The sequence below is a fragment of the Chryseobacterium sp. JV558 genome, assembly GCF_033712365.1.
Lineage (GTDB): Bacteria > Bacteroidota > Bacteroidia > Flavobacteriales > Weeksellaceae > Chryseobacterium.
Genome location: NZ_WJHU01000002.1, coordinates 679,352 through 701,472, shown reverse-complemented (window position 1 = coordinate 701,472; position 22,121 = coordinate 679,352). Strand labels below are relative to the sequence as shown.

The 22,121-nt window shown below is 32.2% G+C and carries 19 protein-coding genes; all 19 read right to left on the bottom strand.

The genetic code is table 11. From position 1 onward, the window contains the following. Window positions 1-13 precede the first annotated feature (13 nt). The 19 genes from GFU89_RS08975 to GFU89_RS08885 all read right to left on the bottom strand — a co-directional run bounded on the left by GFU89_RS08975 (window position 14) and on the right by GFU89_RS08885 (window position 22,111). Complete coding sequence (locus GFU89_RS08975) at window positions 14-607, bottom strand: acetyltransferase (protein ID WP_318846805.1); 594 nt, start codon at window positions 605-607, stop codon at window positions 14-16. Window positions 608-616: 9 nt separating this feature from the next. Next, window positions 617-1,219: a sugar transferase gene (locus GFU89_RS08970; RefSeq protein WP_318846804.1), complete on the bottom strand. Its 603-nt coding sequence runs from the start codon at window positions 1,217-1,219 to the stop codon at window positions 617-619. Window positions 1,220-1,269: 50 nt separating this feature from the next. Beyond that, window positions 1,270-2,448, bottom strand: a complete 1,179-nt coding sequence (locus tag GFU89_RS08965) for an O-antigen ligase family protein (RefSeq protein ID WP_318846803.1) — start codon at window positions 2,446-2,448, stop codon at window positions 1,270-1,272. Between the two features lie 33 nt (window positions 2,449-2,481). Continuing rightward, window positions 2,482-3,714, bottom strand: a complete 1,233-nt coding sequence (locus GFU89_RS08960; RefSeq protein ID WP_318846802.1) for a glycosyltransferase family 4 protein — start codon at window positions 3,712-3,714, stop codon at window positions 2,482-2,484. Between the two features lie 14 nt (window positions 3,715-3,728). Continuing rightward, window positions 3,729-4,973, bottom strand: coding sequence for a hypothetical protein (locus GFU89_RS08955; protein ID WP_318846801.1), 1,245 nt, complete (start codon window positions 4,971-4,973; stop codon window positions 3,729-3,731). A 31-nt stretch (window positions 4,974-5,004) separates the two neighbouring features. Further along, entirely contained in the window at window positions 5,005-6,834 is a 1,830-nt protein-coding gene (locus tag GFU89_RS08950) for a hypothetical protein (RefSeq protein WP_318846800.1), read from the bottom strand. 13 nt (window positions 6,835-6,847) lie between these two features. Continuing rightward, window positions 6,848-7,999, bottom strand: a complete 1,152-nt coding sequence (locus GFU89_RS08945) for a glycosyltransferase (protein ID WP_318846799.1) — start codon at window positions 7,997-7,999, stop codon at window positions 6,848-6,850. Next, a complete protein-coding gene (locus GFU89_RS08940) occupies window positions 7,992-8,873 on the bottom strand; it encodes a hypothetical protein (RefSeq protein WP_318846798.1) in 882 nt (293 codons plus the stop codon). Before GFU89_RS08940 ends, GFU89_RS08945 begins: the two co-directional genes overlap by 8 nt. A 391-nt stretch (window positions 8,874-9,264) precedes the next feature. Next, entirely contained in the window at window positions 9,265-10,446 is a 1,182-nt protein-coding gene (locus tag GFU89_RS08935) for a lipopolysaccharide biosynthesis protein (protein ID WP_318846797.1), read from the bottom strand. Continuing rightward, on the bottom strand, window positions 10,443-11,186 hold the full coding sequence (locus GFU89_RS08930; protein ID WP_318846796.1) for a PHP domain-containing protein: 744 nt from the start codon (window positions 11,184-11,186) through the stop codon (window positions 10,443-10,445). The genes GFU89_RS08935 and GFU89_RS08930 overlap by 4 nt, the downstream gene beginning before the upstream one ends. Then, window positions 11,156-12,223, bottom strand: a complete 1,068-nt coding sequence (locus tag GFU89_RS08925) for an ATP-grasp domain-containing protein (protein ID WP_318846795.1) — start codon at window positions 12,221-12,223, stop codon at window positions 11,156-11,158. The genes GFU89_RS08930 and GFU89_RS08925 overlap by 31 nt, the downstream gene beginning before the upstream one ends. Continuing rightward, complete coding sequence (locus GFU89_RS08920; RefSeq protein WP_318846794.1) at window positions 12,220-13,599, bottom strand: polysaccharide deacetylase family protein; 1,380 nt, start codon at window positions 13,597-13,599, stop codon at window positions 12,220-12,222. Before GFU89_RS08920 ends, GFU89_RS08925 begins: the two co-directional genes overlap by 4 nt. A gap of 26 nt (window positions 13,600-13,625) precedes the next feature. Continuing rightward, complete coding sequence (locus GFU89_RS08915; protein ID WP_318846793.1) at window positions 13,626-14,636, bottom strand: Gfo/Idh/MocA family oxidoreductase; 1,011 nt, start codon at window positions 14,634-14,636, stop codon at window positions 13,626-13,628. Between the two features lie 10 nt (window positions 14,637-14,646). After that, a complete protein-coding gene (locus GFU89_RS08910; RefSeq protein WP_318846792.1) occupies window positions 14,647-15,219 on the bottom strand; it encodes an acyltransferase in 573 nt (190 codons plus the stop codon). 12 nt (window positions 15,220-15,231) lie between these two features. Then, on the bottom strand, window positions 15,232-16,356 hold the full coding sequence (locus GFU89_RS08905; protein ID WP_318846791.1) for a DegT/DnrJ/EryC1/StrS family aminotransferase: 1,125 nt from the start codon (window positions 16,354-16,356) through the stop codon (window positions 15,232-15,234). A 35-nt stretch (window positions 16,357-16,391) separates the two neighbouring features. Beyond that, window positions 16,392-17,582 carry an L-2-hydroxyglutarate oxidase gene (lhgO, locus tag GFU89_RS08900; RefSeq protein WP_318846790.1) on the bottom strand — a complete coding sequence of 397 codons (1,191 nt, stop codon included), beginning with the start codon at window positions 17,580-17,582 and terminating at the stop codon, window positions 16,392-16,394. Between the two features lie 6 nt (window positions 17,583-17,588). Further along, a complete protein-coding gene (locus tag GFU89_RS08895; RefSeq protein WP_318846789.1) occupies window positions 17,589-18,884 on the bottom strand; it encodes a nucleotide sugar dehydrogenase in 1,296 nt (431 codons plus the stop codon). Beyond that, window positions 18,884-21,280, bottom strand: coding sequence for a polysaccharide biosynthesis tyrosine autokinase (locus GFU89_RS08890; protein WP_318846788.1), 2,397 nt, complete (start codon window positions 21,278-21,280; stop codon window positions 18,884-18,886). Before GFU89_RS08890 ends, GFU89_RS08895 begins: the two co-directional genes overlap by 1 nt. A gap of 6 nt (window positions 21,281-21,286) precedes the next feature. Next, entirely contained in the window at window positions 21,287-22,111 is an 825-nt protein-coding gene (locus tag GFU89_RS08885; RefSeq protein ID WP_318846787.1) for a polysaccharide biosynthesis/export family protein, read from the bottom strand. Between the last annotated feature and the right edge of the window lie 10 nt (window positions 22,112-22,121).

Here is a 22,121-nt window from a genome sequence, read left to right as displayed (position 1 = left end):
ATTAGTAATTTGTTTATATAATATTTTTCTTAATAATTCTACCGGGATTTCCCACTACAACTGAATAATCAGGAATGTCATTAATAATTACCGCTCCGGCACCTATTACACACCATTTTCCTACTTTAATTCCTTGTATTACCGACGCACCGATTCCAATCTGAGAACCTTCTCCAATTTCCACTCCTCCTGCAAGTGCCGAATTGGGTGAGATATGAACGAAATCTTCAATCACACAATCATGATCTACAGAGGCATTGGTATTGATAATACAATGTTTACCAACAGTGGTATCAGCATTGATCACTACGCCACCCATTACTACTGTTCCTGGTTCAATCTTTACAGAGTCCGAAATTATAGATTTTGGGTGTATTAAGATACCTATCTCATTGTTAATTTGTTCCGATATTTTTTTTCGAGTAAAATTATTTCCGATTGAAATAATCAGTTTTTCCTTATCGTCAGGTAAATTATTTAATACAGGAAAGCCATAGCATTCATTTTTAGTGATATCTTGATCTATGAATGCCTTAATCTTTATGTCATTAGCCATTGCAATATCTGCAATTACTTTTCCGTGTCCACTTGCTCCAAATAAATACATAATGATCAATTAATTTCCCTGAAAGGGTTCTATGGTTACATGCCCATCAGCAGAAACTCCTTCTCTTATAAAAACTTTTTTAGCAGTTAAAAAGAAGATTTTCACATCTAACATCAATGATATATTTTCTACATACCATACATCGTAATCAAATTTTTGATTCCATGATATTGCATTTCTACCATTTACTTGCGCCCAACCTGTGATTCCTGGTCTCACGTCATGCCTTCTGGCCTGATGTTCATTATATAGAGGTAAATACTGAACCAAAAGAGGTCTTGGTCCAATAAGTGACATATCTCCCTTTAAGACATTGATTAATTGTGGAATTTCATCCAAAGATGTTTTACGGACGAAAGAGCCTATTGCTGTTAATCTTTCTGCATCTGATAAAAGGTTTCCGTTAGAATCCTTTTTATCATTCATTGTTTTAAACTTTATAATTTTAAAGATCTTACCGTTTCTACCAGGTCTTTGTTGAAAGAAAAATGGTTTACCATTATTGGAAATAAACAATCCAATCATTACGATAAGAAAAATTGGAAGCAGAAGGGTAACTCCTACGAGAGCAACTACAAAGTCGAAAATCCTCTTTAAATAATTTTTGTACATTTTTAGAAATTAAGTGTATCAGTCATCATATACTTTTTATAAATATTTTTTTAAATTTCCTGTGTTTTTACTGTATAACCAATACCTATAATTATTGAGCTAAAGTACAAAAATTCCGGTATATTGAAAAGATTGCAGGAAGTCTGTACTAAGGTAAAGTATTGCAAAAATAACGCAAAAATCAGTTTATAGTATATATTTCCCTTTTGAATCTTCAAAAATAAAGCAGCATTTTTTAAAACAGGTAAAAACTTCAGGAAATAAATAATTAACCCTAAAATACCCGTAGCCATTAAAAGTTCTAAAAAGATGTTATGCGGATGAACCCCATCCTCATATAAAATCCTTCCACCTAAAAAGCGATTTGAATTAAAGATATCAATAGCTCTGCTGTATAAAGGTCCTCTTCCTGATGTATCGCCATGTGCAACCCATTTATATATTCTGTTAAAGCTTGTTATTTGCTCATTTCCATAATATTCATGTAAAATGACCAAGCCTATGAATAATAAAACCAATGTAATTATATATAATAAGTATTTTTTATTTCCTTTTAAAAGAACCATATAAAAAAAACACATGAAAACAGCTAATAACGGACTTCTTGCCATAGATTGAATCACATTGAAGAGGCCTAAAGAAAGACTGAAAAATAAAAAAAATGAATTATAATCTTTTTTACAAAACAGAAGCAAAAATAACGATATGATAAACAATGAGGCTCCTATATGCCCATACATAATATAGTATGTACTAAAAATATGATCCAATGTTATAAAACCATATATATAGTTGACAACGAGAAGACCACATAAAATAGTGATACAATAATTTGTTATACTCTTGAAGTCTACTTTACTGTAATTAATACATAATAATGCAAAACTTGGCAAAAGGATTATAAATAAGATCCTGAAAATATCTTCATTCTTTGATAATAGTACATCCTGATCAAACGAATAATTATTAAACGAATAGATAAGCTTGATGATGTAAAAAATCCAGAATCCTGCAAGGCTTATTATTGAAATATTTTTAAGATTAATATTTCTTCTTTCTCTATAGATGATTAATAAAGAAAATAGAATGATTAATATTCTATAGGGGACAGAAAAATTCCTGGGGTCCATTCCCAAAGGTTTTGCAAAAGAAATGGCGATAGTATTTCCCACCATAACAGACAACAGGAATAGTTTATCAATGAAATTATTATTAATAGTAATTTTCAAAATAGCCTATTATTTATTTCAGCCAGTGCAAAGCTACTTCTTTTGCTTTAGGGAATGAAATAAAATAGCATCCATATATTGTTTCCCTAATACCGGATACGTTCTGTTTTCAAAAATCCATTTTCTGCCTCTATCACCTATCGCAATTCTTTCTTCTGAGCTCATATTGGCATAATATAAGATTGCATTTTTGATATCTTCTGCAGAAGTACTGTTGATAAATTTACCACAATCCGCTTCATTTATCATAGAAGGATATCCTGTATACGAAGCAATAATCGGTTTTGCAGCCAACATATATTCTACCACTTTATTCATAGATTGTCCGTAGTCCCACACTTTTGAATCTTTAGTAGATAGATACAGAATATCGCAAGCTTCAAGAAAATATTTAACTTCACTTTGCTGGATTCTTTGTAAAAATGTAACATTGGAACAATCTTTTAACTGCTCTTCGTAAGATTCTCTGAGATCACCACTTCCAACAAGTACAAAATGGATATTATGATCTTCCTTCATCATCTGTATGGTTTCAATAAATGGTTCCAATGCATTGGTAACTCCCATACTTCCGGCATAGCCAACAATTACTTTACCTGACAGTATTATCTCTAAAAACGGATTTTTCTCTTTCAGGAATTCTTCAGAATAATTTTCAGGATCAAATCCTAATGGAGAGCAATGGAAAGGTTTTTTATAGCCCAATAATTCTTCTACGTGTAAATCCAGCCTTGGCATTGTGCCTGCAACCAGATCAGCTTTCCTGTATCCAAACTTTTCTATAAATCCTATCAGTAAAACAAGAGGATGTGATTTGGAAAAACCGGCTTCTTCTGTCATCGTTAAAGGCCAGATATCACGGATTTCAAAAACTAAGAAACTTCCAAATTTCTTTTTCAGATAATAACCATAAATAATAGTAAAAATAGAAAGTGACGAAACAATAATCACATCAGGTTTTGTCATCCTGGAAAGTTTCATGGAAAATAGCTTTCTTTCAAAATCAAACCATGATAAAATCCTATCTATAGATGCTGTTTTAGTATATTTTTTTGTTTTAATCCATCTTATGGCTACTCCATCCTGCTCTTCATCATTATAGATTTTGTCAGTTTCAGGACAGTTGGTAAAATGATTGGAATCTGAAGTTATCATGAGGGTATTATTCCCCTGTCTTTTAAATTCTCTTGCCAAATAAAACAAACGTGACGGAACTTTTGCGTATTGTGGTGGTGAGGCATATTTGGAAATCAGCCAGATATTCATCAGTATGTATGTGTTTATTTTAAGTTTACAATTTCTTGAAAATACCCTTTATTATCGTTGATAAAAGGATTTTGATTGGAATAATATGAATATTTAAGTGAAATTTTATCATACATCATATTTACCTCATTTGTATTGAGCATCTTCCACCATCCATAAAAAATATGTGTATAATCCTCAGAAGGTGATAATCCCTTATCTCCTTTTTTAAGATTACTTCTAAAATTACTGTTATTCCCATCGACAAAATTATTGAAGGTGTAAATCCCGTCTTTAGGGTTATACATTGCAATATTATTCAATAATTGCCTCGAAAGCAGAGTATTAAGTTTATCTAAATATTGAAATTTTGTAGTATCAGACTGAAATGCTAATTTCAGAATATGGAGATAAGCCGGCATTCTTGAAAAATGAGATGCATCCCAATTAACATTTTGATTCTTTTTTAAGACCACATCCTGAAAATTGGGGTGATCTTTCCAGACATTGGGCTGCAAATACCATACATTATCCTGGAATACTACTTTTTTCTGCATTACCTTATAAAAAGAATTTTTAATGTTTATCAAATCCCTTGTAGCGGTAAGTGAGGCATCTTTTTCTATAAGTGAAAGACTAACTCCTGTTCCCATAATATAAAGCTCAAGATCAGTAAATGCACTATAATAGCTCATATCTCCATTATATTCACCAGTCAGCAAAAACTCTACTCTTTGTTTTACTCCATAGAATTTCCTGGATTCAGCTTCCCAAATATTTGCATAGGCATTGTTCCAATAGTTTAATATCTCTTTTTTGATGAAATTAAACATTTTTGTCTTTTCGGCATCACCACGTATTCCACTTCTTCTAAGATATTCGGAAACTGTAAAATAGAAAGTTCTTTTACTTAAATCATCTATATCTGCTCTATTCTTTATGGTAAGCAGCCTTTCATAAGTAAAAAGTACCTGCAGCCTTTTTATAATTTCCTGATTTTTCGTATCATAACCATATTGTATCGGAATATATAAAAAAGCAGCACAATCATAAGCTGCATTGGGCCAATTTGCCATTTTTGTTTCGGAAGCAAAAATATCATTGTAATGGTTGATGAGATTAACGATTTCTGTCGTTTTCAGATTTTGCTGTCTGAATACAGGCTCAACCGATATTAATGAAGCTTTATTTACAGATGCTTGTACCACCGTGCAAATGCTGATGGTACAAAACAAATAAATAAAAATAAACCTCAGTTTATAAATTAATAAATTTTTCATCTATAAATAGGCATTTAATAATTAGTATCAATTATTGCTTATACAATTTTGGAATATTGTTAACGATTTTTATCACACGTTCAAAATCCAGTCCTAAAGTATCTAGATACCATCTGATGTTCTGATAACGTGGAGCATTCTCTATTTCGACAAGTTCTAAAGCTCTTTCTCTTGTCATTTGTCCTTCTCTGATCTGATTACTTCTGAATGTATCATGTTCTGTAAAACCGGCTACGGTATAATATACATAATTATAAAAAGCTGCTGTACCATCTCCGATTCTCCAGGTAGTAGTGGTGTCTATTGCTTTTTCCCAATCATAATGATTTAAAAGTGTATCATCTACCTGCTCTTCATCCCATCTCCAGTAATCAAAAATATGATAGTAATCCTGTTTATCAGTAAAACTACGGTAATATTCTCCTGAAAGCGTATCCCAAAGTGAACTATTGAAATATCCCGGACTCTGCATCATCGCTCTGAATCTTTTAGAGTGGTATCTCAGCTGTTTCATAGCACCATGGCTGTATACTCTTTTTTCTTCAAAATCAGGTTCAATATCAAGAAATCCTGTTTTAAAGTGGGTCACTTCCAACGGATTCACCCCCCAAAGATTTAGGTTAATTCCTGTTTGTTTCTTGATATCTTCTACATATCTGAAGAAATGTTTATCTCCTGCTGTAAGCATTGCCATCATCCCTAAATGCGGAGCTTTAAGCCATGCTTCAAGGTTCATTCTGATATTCTTTCTTTTGAGTGAAATATCGGCAGCTACAATAATGTTTTCTACCCCAAGATCTGCACACATACGGCTGATATTTCTTCGGCCAAGATCTGTTACCATTCCCCAATCATAGGTATATGTAACGGGCTTCATTTCCAGCTCTTTTACAATAAGATGTAATCCATAGCAGCTGTCTCTACCTCCTGAGAAAGGAACGATACAATCTAATTCTTTTCCTTTTCTTCTGTAAGGTTCAACCAGTTTAAATAATTCTTCTTTCGGTTTAGGATTATTTCTTGGTTTATAATTTTTACAGTAATTGCATACTCCTGCTTCATCAAATTTTATAAAAGGCATTGTTTCCGGCAGTATACATTTTGTACATCTTTTGATGCTTATCTTTTTGTATTCCAATAAGCCCTCTTCAATTGTATTAAATTTAAATTCAGGAATCAAATTTTCTACTCTGCTTTTCTCATCTACAATATTCAGGTTTTCTTCTGACACAGGGATGTCAATAATCATAGCTTCATCTTTTATCTGACTGATATTCTCACAGCCAATAATTTTAAGCCCATAATTTTCTGAAGCAAAATAAGTTTTATCTTCATTGTACCCCACGTATAAACTTCCGTTATTGGAGAAAAGAAGCAATTTCCCTTTTTCTGGTAACACAAGAGCACATGCAATAACTCCCCTACATAGAGAAAGTATTTCTTTAGAAAGATCTTCAATTTTGTTCTCCTTGTTGCTAAGAAATTCTTCTGCAATGGCTACAATAGCCTCGGAATCAATCTTCAGTTGTCTGCTTACTGATAATTTACTCCAAACTTCATCTTCATTTACAATGATACCGTTGTGTATAGCACATATATTTCCTCTCACCACTGGCTGATTGTCCCCCAGACCATTAGTAATTAACCTACTATGTCCCAGCACAATATTATTATTATACGGCTGTACTTTGTTCAGTAATTTTTCAATACTATAATCTGCTCTGTTTACCTTATAGTGATTATTTTGATAATAGATCAAACCACTGGAATCCACTCCTCTTTGCTCAGAATGTTTTACCAGAGTTTGAAACTTCTGTTTGTTGATATGAGTCTTTGATACGACTCCAAAAATTCCACACATTTGTCTTTATTATTTATTCTTTATTTTTTAAAATATCATTATACATTTTTAGTAACTCACTTTCCTGAAAGTTCCAACTAAGCGGGTAAAGGTCTTTTTTCACCCTATTATTCAAATCTAAATGCTCAACATCTTTTACGATTTCAAATAAATTTTCAGCATCCAAGCTACTACATTTTCCTAAATTATATTCAGCAACAATTTTTTTGATATCAGGGAAATCTGATGCTAAAATATATAATTCTGAAAAGGCATATTCAAATAATTTATTCGGTAAGCAATAATAATCACTTAAAGAGACTGCTTCCACCAGACAAAGCCCTACATCTGCGGATGTAGACACCTCTACTACCTGATGATGCGGAACTGCTGGATGGTAATGAATATTATCATTATTGAGTGCTATTTTTTTAATTTCATCAACATATTCACCATAACCAATAAAAACAATATGGGAATCTACTTCTTTTCTTTGGAAAACATCAAGATACAAATTTACACCTCTTCCTACTTCACTTATTATTCCCAGGTATAAAAAAATTTTTTTCCCTTCAGGAATATTAAATTTTTCTCTGAGATAATTATTTTTAATATTTTCTTTCTGAGAAGGATCAAGCAAAGGAGAATTTAATATTAATACACTTTCCTTTTTCCCAAGATGCTCATCATACCAGTCAATAATTGAAGGGCTCACACTAATCAGGATATCAATATCTTTCCACAACATTTTTTCAATGAAAAGAGTATACTTTGAAAGTATTTTTGATTGACCTGCCTTATCTGATTCAAGTTCATGGGCATCATAGATCAGTTTTGATCCACAAAATAATTTGATCATTTTAGCTATGGGTAAATACAGGGTATCATGACAATGAATGACATCCGGTTTATATTTAATCCCAGGAAAAACCATTCTAATAAATGCTTCTATAAGATTAAGAAAATATCTGACAGGTCTTGGTAAAAATTTCAGATTTTTTGTAGCGATATTGAACACCTTAATAAAAGGCATATGTTCTGTTTCGTATTTATGTCCTTCAGAATCATCAATACCATAAGCAACCAAGGTGGTATTTTCAATTTTCCGGACAGCCTTCAGCTCTTTTAATATCCTACTATCATATCGGATATCTGTAGGCGAAAGATGAAGTATTTTTTTATTCATTTTTTTTATATCTAGGCATTAAATAAAGTAAAAAGCAAACGGCTAAAAACCCACCTGAAATAAGTGCCGTAAAAAAAGCTCCATTGATAAATAAGGCTCCGAAAGAAAAACTAGAAATCAAATATATTCTTGCATCTAATTTAAAGCTTGACATATCAAATACTCTGAAGAAAAAAGCTCTCAAAAGTGGAAATACCAGAAGGGAAACCCATCCAAATTGTGCATAATCACTTCCAATCAAACCTGTATTGGAAGACATATCCGGGTCATTAAAATAGGTTGCTGCTATTATATAAGGAGAATTATTCTTATGATTTACAGTGCTTTCAAACCAATGTCCGAAATGCTCTCTGAGATAAAGTAATTCATGAGTAGAAAAGTAATCGTAATGAAAATAGGCTAATAGCGTAGGTGTAAAATAGGTTCTTGAATAAAGACCAGCAATACTGATCTGAACACTCTCACTTCCAAATTCGACAAAAAATATCAAAATAATGTTGAAGCCAATAAATGCATGCAGGAGATACTTATTATATTCTTTCTTATAAAAAAAATAAATAAGTATGGTCAATATCAATAATACAAAATCCGTTTTATGTGCACCAAAGGAATACATCATTAAACCAAAGAAGAAAAATACACAGCTCAAAAAAACATTTTTTTGTATCAGATAATACATAAAAGAAATGGTAATGAACATACTTGCTATCGGACGGAGATAATTGATAAACGACGGCATGTTTAATTCACTGACTTTCGCTCGTATTTCATATACTTCTTCAAAATCAAACTTAATACTAAAACCATTATATATAACGGAGAAAACGATCATCATCAGCACCACCGTATACAGCAAAATTTTAAATAAAATCATCGATTGAGAGTTATCAAAAATTTTATAATATTCTACTTTTCCATATCTTATATAAAACAAAAAGAGCATGGCACAATATATAACACTATACAAGAAGAACTCAAAATTATTGGTATATACGCAAAAAGTTAAATTCGGTAAAAAGTATAAGAGATATATCACCATAAGAATTAAACTTGCAGGAGTATCTTTCTCTAAAATCTTTTTAAAAAAATAAGTATAAAATAATATTGCAACGTAAGAAAGATTATTAATTGTATGACTAAATTCTCTTTCATAACCAAGATATCCGTAATGTACAGATATTGAATTAACATAGAGATAATCTAAAGATAATTTATATATAATAAAAAATATTAGTAGTGTAAAATACTTCATAGCAACAAAAAAATCAAGACTTATTAAATAGTAAAGAAAGTAATAAATATCTAAATAGAATTACTCCTACATAAATCCAAATAAATAAATCTATTGTAGAGCTCTTTCCTAAAAAAAATGAAACAAGCAAAACTAAAGTAGTAATTACCTCCCAAACGAGAAAAATTTTATTTTTCCGCTTAACCAATACACCGCTTGAGTAATGAGAAAAAGATGCAGAAATAATAGTGGTGAAAATTATTATTTTACTCATATCAAAGGCTTTTCTCCATTTATTGATGTCAAAAATTAAAGAGAAAAAATATTCACCAAAAATTAAATATACTATAGCAAATAACAAAGAAACTAAAAATAATAATCCAACGTAGGTATTCATTTTCTTATTAAGTTTAGCTTTATTGGTTTCTGACAAATCCTTGTAGATTAACCCATTTAAACTTTCAGATATTAAACTTAATGGTTTATTCACAATTTTAGAAGCCATGAAATAATTCCCCAAAATAGCTTCTCCAAAATAATGCTTTATAAAAAAACTAGGCAGCTCTGCATTAAAAGTATTAATAAAATAAGCTGGCATCTGGTGCAATGGAAAGGATTTATATTTTATTATAATGTTATAAAACTCTCTGTAAACAAAATTCCTTCTTTGTATTTTGAGATAAAACAAGATAAATATAGTTGCTAAAAAATTTGGTATCACATAAGATAATACCAAAACCCAGTATGATAGTTTTATATAATAACCAGAAAGTATAATGATAACTGCAAACACAGAGTTTAATATCATTGATTTACTTACAACATTCAACAAACCTTTTTTTATAAGAATATCTTTTGATGCACTATATAAAGATTGACTAAACGCAACCAATGGTACAATTAAAAAATAGTAATCTATATCAAAAAATAGCATTGAAATAAGTATAACGAAAAAGGAAATTAATGAGATGGTTATACTTAAAAAAATGGAAACAGCATACAGCATACTATATTCCTCGCTCTTTGCTGGTAACATGATTGCTTTGTTGTAGGACAAAGTATAAAAATATGCCAATGGAGCAGAAATTGATAAAATAAAGGACAGAACTCCAATTTCGTAATCAGAATAAATTCTTCCGGTTAATGGAACTGCAATCAGTAATATTAATTGAGATAATATATTGCTCCCTAAAAAAGATATTATTTTTCTTTTCATAAATTTAAATAATCTTCTTTAGTTCTCTTAAAAAGAGTTTTATATACAATATATACAAACAATTTAAAATTTTTGTTTACATATGCTTTTTTGAGTTGTGATAAAAAAATATCTAACACTGAACTTTTTTTAAGAAATAATGGAGCAATTTCGCCGTTTGTTAATGCTTCATGAAACATTAAATCATTTTTCTCATATCCTACCACAACATTTAAGAGAGATTGAGGAATATGAGAATCAGAGCTCCAAATTACAGGTTTTTTATATTTTAGAGCCAACAGATAAGACTTGTAGTTATTAATAACTGATGATCTGGCGTTAAACACTTCTATAACGTCCACAGCCTGAGCCAATTCTTCTATTTGGGTATGTCCATCATATGGATGTGGTAAAATCAGTATTGCATTTTGTTCTTTTGCATTTTTATAAAACTCTTCCCATTTCATATCTGTAATTTCATTCTTTACATTTAATGCAATTACATCTCCCCGATCCGTTTTATATTCTGCAGCAGTAGGTATCTCTACATTCAGATTTTGTTCTTTTATTTTTCTTTGAAGCTCTAAACTTCCTTTTATGGTCTCATGATCAGTTAAAACAACAAAATCAAGTTTTTTATCTTTTATTGTTTTAACTATTTTTTCAATTGTATTTATTCCATCATAGGAATAGGTACTGTGAAAATGAAAAATTCCCTTTTTCATTTTATTTACTTTGAGAAAATTTTCTTTATGGTCCATATTAATTTGATTGAATCAACGAAAAAGTTTTCAAACAAGTTCGTATAAGAATCCTTATAAAAATATTCTTTTATTTTATTCAGTTTTCCTGTTTTAATTAAAACCAAAAGATCTCCATCTAAAACCCAGAAGAACTTTTTTCCCACTTCATATTTCTTTTCAGTTTGTTCTTCTACATTATTTGAATAAGCTTCAATCAACGTTTTTCCAAAATTGAGTCCTACTGCATAAGATAAATCTAATGAACCCCAAAATTTGGGATTTAACTCAATTAAATAATATTGCTCTTTCTGCTCATCATATTTATACTCAATCATTAATGGGCCGGACCAATTTAAATATTCTATGATCTGTTTAGATATATTAAACATTTTTTCACAAAAAATAGACTTGGCCGCTGTACTAGATCCCCCTGTAACTGGTATTTCTCTAATGCGTTGATGCATGTAATAGCTAATGATTTTACCTTCTTTAGCAATACAAAAAAAACCTCTGCCTACTCCCGATACCTGTTCCTGCATTAATAGTTTTACTCCCCCTGACAAGTATTTTTCTATTTTCCCGAATTCGGATTCAGAACCTAATTTTACATATAACGGGTCAAATTTAGCTAGGCTTTCATTGCTTGATTTAACAACACAATTCTTATCTCTACTATATAGCTTTAACTCTTCCAGATTTGAAAATAACCTGCATTCAGGATAATTTACATCTCTAAGAGAGTTCAAAATTACCATTTTATCTTTATTTAATGCTATTTCAAGACTCTCTTTTGTAGGTATTAAACATAATTCTCTATATTTTTCAGAGCATATCTTTACGGCTTCACTCCCTACAGGAATTATAAATTCGGGGTTAATCTGTCTGACTGATTCTTCCAAATCCCCCACAATATAATCTTTACAATACCCCAATCTTTTAGTAAAAAAAACGGCTTCTTTGTCTGTAGCAAAAACCTCATGCATTTTGTCTCTATATAATTCCCGCTGTATTGCTATAGAGTTTTTGTAATTTGCATCCGTTATCAAAATTCTCATACTTGCTTGGTGTTATTCAGGGTTGAACAAAATTCGAGGATCTGACAGTATAGTTCTTTCTTTTTTTCATTTTCAAATTCATCATTATGCCAAAGTAATGAAAATCTACCTCCTACTTTATAACACTGAAGAACTATTTTTTTGACATAATTAAGAGCTTTATCATCATCCATTTTTATTTTAGAATAATCCAGAACACTTCCTTCCATTATAATTAAAGGTCTTATTTCTACATTTAGAACTGATTTATTATAGATGTCAAACGGTTTATAAGGAAAACATGTTCCACATCTAAAACCACCTGTTTCGTGGAAGGTTAAGGTATTGTCATACTTCTGCCCAACCGCAGAAATTTGTCTTAGCGTTTCGAGAAAATTAATTCTTAAATAATGCATTCTTCCCCCCATTTCTGTAGGAATGTTCAATTCAGATAAAATTGTTCTGAGCTTCATCCATTCAGTCTTAATATTGAATTTTGATGAGGCACTGTAACTGTAATGAATACCTACTTCGTGGCCTCTATTATTAATTTTTTTAATAAGGCGTTTTACAAAATTGGTGTAGTTATATCTGAAGTCAAATTTAAAAGAGGTATTGTCCGGAATAAAATAAAACTTACTGGTTATACCATGTTTATCTGAAACATCCATAATCCAGTCAAATGTATTGGATGCCTCCTTATCAAAAAAAAATTTTCTATTTGTAAAATAAGAAACAACCAATTGTGGTCTTTTCACTAAATCTATCAGAAAAAGTATGATAACTTTAATTTTTGGGACACTAATATATCTTGATATTTGATCCACATCGTGACTAACTTCATAAGAAAACATATTTTGTTTGCAATCAATATCAGAGGCTAAAAGAATACTTCCAATAAAATAAATCCACTCATCAACTATTGGCCTCAAGTATAATTCACCCTTGAATAAATGAGAATTTTTCAACTCAAATCTGGAATGTTTATCTTCAGAATTCACTCCATATTCCTCTAATCTATTGAGGGACCATACCATATATGATATGAAGTCATAATTTATTGTAAAAACATTATTTTCTTTTCTGATAAACCAGTCTATTTCCGAAACTCCAAATAAAACTAAATTTTCATTTGGGATTTTCAGTCCTGTTGTTTTTGAAATAGATTCTCCAGACACATAAGTGAAGGCATTTTCTTTATTGAAAAATGCTTGTCTTCCATTATCTGTAAAGTTAATAGTTACAAAATGGCTGTTTTGAGAAAAATTCAAACAAAAATGATCCTCTGAAAGCTCAACCTGAACATCTACATCAAATCTCTCTCTAAAAATATTACCCACCCAATCCTGCAACAGATTATCTGAAAGTATTTCCAGGAAATAATTACTTGTTACCAAAATTTTTTTAATATTATGAAAATTTTCTACTTTTTATCATATATTCTCTCAATAATATCCACCACTTTAAGCCCTTCTAAAGCATTAGTAGTGATAGTATTTCTTCCTTTTAATACATCTACAACATTTTCAATGATAAAATGGTGATTGGCTGCAGATCCTTTGTAAGCACCATAATCATTTCCAGGATTTGTTGGAGCTAATTCCGGCATTACATAGTCTTTTATATTGCAAACTTCTACTTTATCCATGTACTGTCCTCCGATTTTCACGGCTCCATGTTCTGCAATAATTGTCATAGAGCTTTCAAGATTCTGATTCCACACTGAAGTAGAATAATTTAATGATCCCATTCCTCCGTCTACAAAATCAAAGCTGACGAACCCTGAGTCTTCAAAATCAGTAAGCGTTTCGTGATTAAAATCTGCAAATTTCGCCTGAATATTGGTAATATCACCGAATAACCAGTACATAATATCTATAAAGTGAGAAAACTGAGTAAATAAAGTTCCTCCATCCAGCTCTTTCTTTCCATGCCATGATTCCGGTTTATAATATCGATCATCACGGTTCCAGTAGCAATTAAGCTGAACCATATATATTTTCCCAAGTTTCCCGCTCTCTACCATTTCTTTTACCCATGCAGAAGGTGGAGAGTATCTGTTTTGCATCACTGCGAAAACTTGCTTATGCTTGTGCAATGCCTGAAAAATAAGTTTTTCGGCATGTTGTTTTTTCAGAGCCATTGGTTTTTCTACCACAACGTGCTTTCCTGCATCTATCACTTTATAAGATTGTTCAAAGTGGAATCCGTTTGGAGATGCAATATTGATAACATCTACTTCAATCCCGGAAGCCAGAAATTCATCCAGTGAAGCAAAAAAGGGAACTTCATAATTTTCAATGCCCAGTACAGATTTATCTTTAACATCGATTAATCCAACCAATTCACATTCCTCATTTCTTGAGATCATTTCGGCATGTCTTTTTCCAATATGCCCGCAGCCAACTACTGCAAATTTGATTTTTTCACTCATTTGTTTGTTTTTAAATTTTAGAAACTTTGTTATTTTCTAATTTGTATTTTTCTCCACTTTCTTCACAAACGGCAATATTTTCTGCATCAAATTGAAGTCTTTGCCCAAACTCACTCATCCATCCCATTTGTCTGGCAGGGTTTCCTACCACCAACGCATAATCCGGCACTTCTTTTGTAACTACAGCTCCTGCTCCAATAAAAGCATACTGACCTATATTATGTCCACAGACAATGGTTGCATTAGCTCCTATAGATGCACCTTTTCCCACATGTGTTTTCAGATATTCACTTTTTCTGTTTACGGCACTTCTAGGATTTATTACGTTGGTAAAAACCATTGAAGGACCTAAAAAGACATCATCGTCACATATTACTCCTTCATAAATAGAAACATTATTCTGAACTTTTACATTCTTTCCTAACACTACTTTCGGAGAAATAACAACGTTTTGTCCTATATTACATTTTTCTCCCAAAACGCATCCGGTCATAAGGTGTGAAAAATGCCAAACTTTCGTTCCGGTCCCTATCTGGCAACCTTCATCAATAACAGCTGTTTCGTGTGCAAAAAAATCTGACATATCTGCTTTATATTAATTAAAATAATTCTTAATTTCTGTAACAATAACATCCAATACTTCCTGATCAAACTCTGTATGTACGGGAAGGGAAATCACTTCGGTGCAAAGCTGCTCCGTAACAGGAAGACTAAAACCTTCTTCTACATATCGAAGAAAAGCTTCTTGTTTGTAAAGGGGCAAAGGGTAATATATCATACTTGGAATATTCTTTTCTGCCAAGTATTTTTGTAGTTCATCTCTTTTCCCATTTTTTACTCTAAGGGTATACTGATGGAATACATGGGTAGAGTTTTCAGCTCTTTTAGGAGTTTGAATTTCGGCAATACCTGCAAGATTTTTATCATAATAATCAGCCATCCTATTTCTGGCGGCAGAGTATTCGTCCAGATGTTTTAATTTTACTTTTAAAATGGCTGCCTGAATTGTATCCAATCTGGAATTACAGCCTAAAACTTTATGATAGTATTTCTTTTCCTGACCATGATTAGCAATCATTCTGATTTTTAAAGCCAGATCATCATCATTCGTCATTAATGCACCTCCATCACCATAGCAACCAAGGTTTTTCGATGGAAAAAATGAGGTACATCCGATATGGCCTATAGTTCCTGTTTTTTTGAAGGTTCCATCAGAAAAAGTATAATCAGAACCAATTGCCTGAGCATTATCCTCTATAACAAAAAGGTTGTGCTTTTTTGCAAATTCAAGAATCTTTTCCATATTGGCACTTTGGCCATATAAATGAACGGGAACAATTGCTTTGGTATTGGGTGTCAGATATTTTTGTAAATCTTCCAGCTCAATATCAAAAGTATCTTCGTTTACATCTACCATTACCGGTTTTAATCCTAAAAGACCAATAACTTCAGCTGTAGCTACATAAGTGAAAGCCGGGCAGATAATTTCGTCACCGGGCTGCAGATCAAGTGCCATCATGGCAATTTGAAGAGCGTCTGTTCCGTTAGCACACGGAATAACATGTTTTACACCCAAATATTTTTCAAAATCCTGTTGAAATTCTTTTACAGCAGGACCATTAATAAATGCTGTATTGTTTATACATTCCTGGATACCGGCATCTACGTCTTCTTTTATTTTCAGGTATTGACCTTTAAGGTCAACCATTTGAATTTTCATATCTTTAGTTTTTTGAGTGCACGTAGAGGTGCATTTTAATTCACGATAAGCTCACTAATCTTATTTCCTATAGAAAGACAGGAAGTGGCTGCCGGAGAAGGTGCATTTCTAACGTGAATGATGTTTCCGTTTTTCACGATATCAAAATCATCAATTAGTCCTCCATTTCTGTCACAAGCCTGCGCTCTTACACCTGAACCTCCTGCTACGAGGTCATTTTCCTGTATTTCCGGTAAAAGTTTCTGTAAAGCTTTTGTAAATGCGGATTTGGAAAGTGAACGGTGCATTTCTCCCATTCCTGTTTTCCCGTATTTTGCAACAATTTTTCTAAATCCAGGCCATAGCATGGTCTGCATTGTTTCGTTGAAATTGAAATCAAAGAAATGGTACCCTTCCTTTTTGAAAGCAAGCACTGCATTAGGCCCTGCTTCTATATTACCATCAATCATTCTGGTAAAGTGCACTCCAAGGAACGGAAAACTAGGATCAGGAACCGGGTAAATAAGATGTTTTACCAAATATTTTTTTTCATCCTTAATTTTATAATATTCTCCTCTGAACGGAATAATGACCACATCGTTTTTTTCGTTGGTCATTTTGGTGATCTTATCAGAATAAAGTCCTGCACAGGAAATCAGCTTTTTGGTTTTAAATTCGGAAATATTTGTGTTTACAATAATTTCAGATCCTTTATCAATGATGTTTTTTACTTCATTGTTGAATCTTACTTCGCCTCCTAATTCTTCAAAAAGCTCTTTTATTTTTTTTGCTATTCCCGGATAGTCGATAATTCCGGTCTGTGGAACTTTGATTGCTTTTACGCCCTCACAATGAGGTTCAATTTCACGAAATTCTTCTCTTGAAAGGTATTTTAAATCCTGCAGACCGTTTTCAACCCCTCTTTTATAAATATTATCTAAAAGGGACAATTCTTCCTGTGAAGTAGCTACGATTATTTTACCACAAAGGTCGTATCTGATCCCATGTTTCTCTGCAAAATTAATGACTGAGTTATATCCTTCGATACAGTTTTTTGCTTTAAGACTGCCTGGTTTATAATAAATTCCACTATGGATAACTCCGCTGTTGTGTCCCGATTGGTGCAATGCAACATCGTTTTCTTTTTCTAAAATTAAAATCTTAGAATCAGGATTTTTCAGCTTAGTCTGATAGGCTGTAGCCAATCCTACCAAACCTGCACCAATGATTATAATATCATAGTTCATTATCTGTTACAGTCTTGCATCTACCAGATTTCTGTCTAAACATGCTTTGGTATCAAAAACCACAGCATTTTCTTTTTTAAGCTGATCCATATCCATTTCCAGAAACTCGTTATGAGATACTGCAATAACTAAAGAATCATACTTTTTCCCTTCCTGCAGAGTATCCAGAATATCAATTCCATATTCATGTTTTACTTCCTCTTTGCTTGCCCACGGATCATAAATGTCTACATTTACTCCATAATCAGCAAGTTCTCTGTAAATATCAACAACTTTAGTGTTTCTGACATCCGGACAGTTCTCTTTGAACGTCACTCCTAAAATCAAGGCATTAGAGTTTTTGATCACTCCACCTTTTGCAATAAGAAGCTTCACTACTTTAGCTGCAACAAACTTTGCAATAGAATCGTTTACACGTCTTCCGGATAAGATAACATCCGGGTGGTATCCTAATTGTTCTGCTTTGTGTGCAAGGTAATAAGGATCTACGGAGATACAATGTCCTCCTACTAATCCCGGTTTATATTTAAGAAAATTATATTTTGTACCTGCTGCTTCCAATACATCATTGGTATCGATTCCTACTCTATCGAAAATTAAAGCTAATTCGTTCACAAAAGAAATATTAACGTCTCTTTGTGCGTTTTCAATAGCTTTAGAAGCTTCTGCTACTTTAATGCTGGGTGCTTTATGCGTTCCAGCTGTAATGATTTTCTTATATAGATTATCAACTTCTTCGGCAATCTTTTCCGTAGAACCTGAAGTTACTTTTTTAACACTGGTAAGCGTATTTACTTTATCTCCCGGATTAATTCTTTCTGGAGAGTATCCTACAAAAAAGTCTTCGTTAAACTGAAGTCCTGAATATTTTTCAAGAACTGGTACACATTCTTCTTCTGTACATCCTGGAAAAACTGTAGATTCATAAATAACAATATCTCCTTTTTTGATAATTTCTCCCAACATTTTTGAGGCAGAAATCAACGGATTCAGATCCGGAGCATTATATTTATCAATAGGGGTAGGAACTGTTACAATGAATACATTAGCTTCAGAAATATCGGACAACAGGCTTGTTGCTTTGTATCCTAAAGAACCATTAGATTCATTATATTTTTTCAGTTCGTTATTTAATTTATCAACATCTGCTTCAAGCGTTATATCTTTTCCGTTGTTAAGCTGATCGACACGCTGTGTATTGATATCAAATCCAAAGACAGGATAGTGATCTGCAAATTCAAGAGATAAAGGTAGACCTACATAACCCTGGCCTATAACCGCTATTTTATATGTTGTTATCATTAACTAAGTTTATTTTTTATTTTTTGAAACCAAGATTGTTCTGTATGTTGGTTATAACCATAACCATATTTGTTACTATATCCTAAATCTTCTCTATTTACATCGTTAAGTACGAATCCAACATTTTTGATTTTTTTCTGATCGATATTGCTATTTGCAAATTCTAACAATGCCTTTTCTGTATATTTAGATCTGGATACATAAATAGTAATATCAGAAAGTTCAGCAATAAGGAATGTGTCTGTAACAAGAAGCAATGGTGCAGTATCCAGGATTATATACTCATATTTATCTTTCAATTCACTTAAAAGAATCTCGTAACGACCGTTGGATAATAGTTCTGTCGGGTTCGGAGGAATCATTCCTGAATAAATTACATCCAGATGAGGATTAAAAGATGATACATGAATGATATCTTGCAGTTTTGTATCGTCATTATAAAGATATTCCGTAAGTCCGGTAAGCCCTTTTCTAGCAGGGTTATATCTTTGAAGCTGAGGATTTCTGATATCAGATCCTATGATAATTGCTTTTTTCTTAGGATTAGCCAATGTTAAAGCTAAATTGACAGAAGTAAAGGTTTTTCCTTCTCCTTTTACTGTAGAAGTAACAAATACAACTTTTCCTTTTCCATCTTTTGAAAGCATGAAATTCATATTAGTAATAAGAATTCTAAATGCTTCCGCCATAGGAGTAATATCATTCGTTTTTACGATCTCAGAATCTCCTTTTTCAAGACTTGGTAATTCAGCAATAATAGGTGCATGTACAAGCTTCTCAAGATCATGTTTTGTAACAATTTTATTATTGAAAAGCATTGTTAAATAAATAATAATAAATGGAATTAACAGACCTGCTACTAAATAAATCGTCAAAATAACATTGGTCTTTGGAGAAATCGCAGCTGGTGAAGCATATGCAGCATCCAGGACTTTTGCTTTTGGAGCTAAAATAGATTGTGCAATAGCAGTCTCTTCCCTTTTTTGAAGTAAAAGCAAGTACAGATTTTCTTTGATCTGCTGCTGTCTTTCTATACTTCTGAACATTTTTTCGATAGAAGGAAGTTTGGATATTTTCCCGGAAACTTTATTTTGTTCTCCTAAATATTCATTTTTTGCAAGTTCCAGCCCCACTCTATTTCTTTGGAGAGTCTGCATAATGGAACTACGCATTGCGTTAATTTGTTTTGTAACATCTACCACAGTAGGGTTTTCTGGTGTAGCAGATTCAAGTAATCTGTTTCTCTGTAAAACAAGTTGGTTATATCCTGATATTCCTGATATTGCTTCAGGATTATTCAATCCTACATTTGCAGGCAGAACCTGATATTGTCCTTGTTTAGAAACATAGCCTATAAGCGCTGTTGTAAGTTCCAGCTGAGCATCCACATCCAGTTGTTTGGCTCTGGCTGCTGCAGAACTTTCTAAATTAATTTTAGCTTCCGTTTCTAAATCAGTAAGGTTATTTTTCGATTTAAAACTTTCTTTCTGATTTTCAACTTCTCCCAGCTCTCCTGATAATTTTTTAATTCTATCTTCAATAAAATCTAAAGTCTTTTTTGATTCTGAATTTTTGTCTACAATAGCATCGCTGTTATAAGCTATTACCAGACTATTGATAATATCTTTTGCTTTTGCTATCTGTGGATATTGATATGCAAGCTTTAGTACGGTAGTTTCTCTATTGACAAGATCAACATTAAGCGGGCCTTGAAGGCTATTTACAGCAGCTTCCAGAGAAGATATCTGAAGTACCAGATTGCTTATGTTTATGCCTTTAACTTCTGCAGCGTTAAATTTTGGGTTTTTTGTTATTATAATGTTTGCAAATGGTAAACTTATTGTCTTACCATAAGTTGTTACAATATCTTTTTTAAGGCTTTCACTACTCAAAGTCAATTTCTCTCCATTGATTGCAAGTAGAATTGTATTTATAGCACCTTTATCTTTCTTCTCTCCAATTACTCTTACTTCTACAGGGGAAGTTTCTTTATATAACTCTAAGGTTCTGATCTTTCCTTTTGCTGTAATATTAGTTTGAAGACTTAAACTGCTAACGACTTCACTCATCATTTTTTTTGACTTCAAAACTTCTATTTCATTGGCTATACTATTGGTTTTAAGACCTCCAATTCCTGATAAATCAGGTAAGACCCCCAAATCGTTTGCCATTACTGATGAAGAAGAATTTTTAGCATCTTTGATAAGAATTGTAGACTGTACACCATATACAGGAACCATAAATTTCAATGAAATATAGCCTATTACCAAAGCAATAAATGCACTTATAATAAACCAAGGCCACTTTCGGATATATGGTTTTAAAATTTCACTAACATTAATTCTCTTTGTGTCGTTTTCGTCTTCTGAAAATTGTGAAGTTCGCTGGTTATCCATCAATTTTTATTTCTTATTAAATAAACTTACCACTACTGCTATGGCTGTAATACCGATAGAAATTGCTGTCAGGTAAAGACCTGTATTTGGATTTTGTTTTGCCATAACATCTTTTGTATTGTTTGAAGAAACAATAATGGCATCCCCTTGTCTCAGGTTATAATATGGAGAATTAATTAAATTAGCATCATGAAGATTAATGCGGCCGTGAGAAACAACCCCGTTCTCTGTTCTTACCACCAATATATCATTTCTTTTTCCATACTGAGTCAAATCACCAGCCATCCCTAATGCATTCCAGATCGTTGCCTGCCCGTTTGCAATAGTATAGTCACCCTGTTTATTTACTTCTCCTAATACGGTAACTTTAAAGTTTGACAGTCTCATATTAACTGTTGGATTAATGACATATTTCGTCATTTTTTCCCTTAGTTCATCTTTAAATGTTGTCAAACTTTTATCTAAAGTATTCAGTTTTCCCAATATTGGAAAGTCAATATCACCATTCGTATCTACAATATATGTTGGACCTGACAGTATTGTTGCTCCCTGATTAGGAGTATTTCCTCCAGCTGCAGCATTGGTTTGAACAAGTTCTGATGAAGAATAGTTTTGATTAAAAGGTTTTACAACATCCATATCCTTTGCCGTGATCAGAATAACCAGCTGATCCCCTGCTTGAATTGTATTTGCAGAATTTTTAGCAGAAGCATTGATTGCAACCTGTTCTATATTCTGCATATAATTTAAATCATTCTTAGCATTGGGATTTACTTTACAGGAAATCACCAAAGAGGACACCAAAACTACTGCTAATATTTTTCCTTTCATTATATTGTTA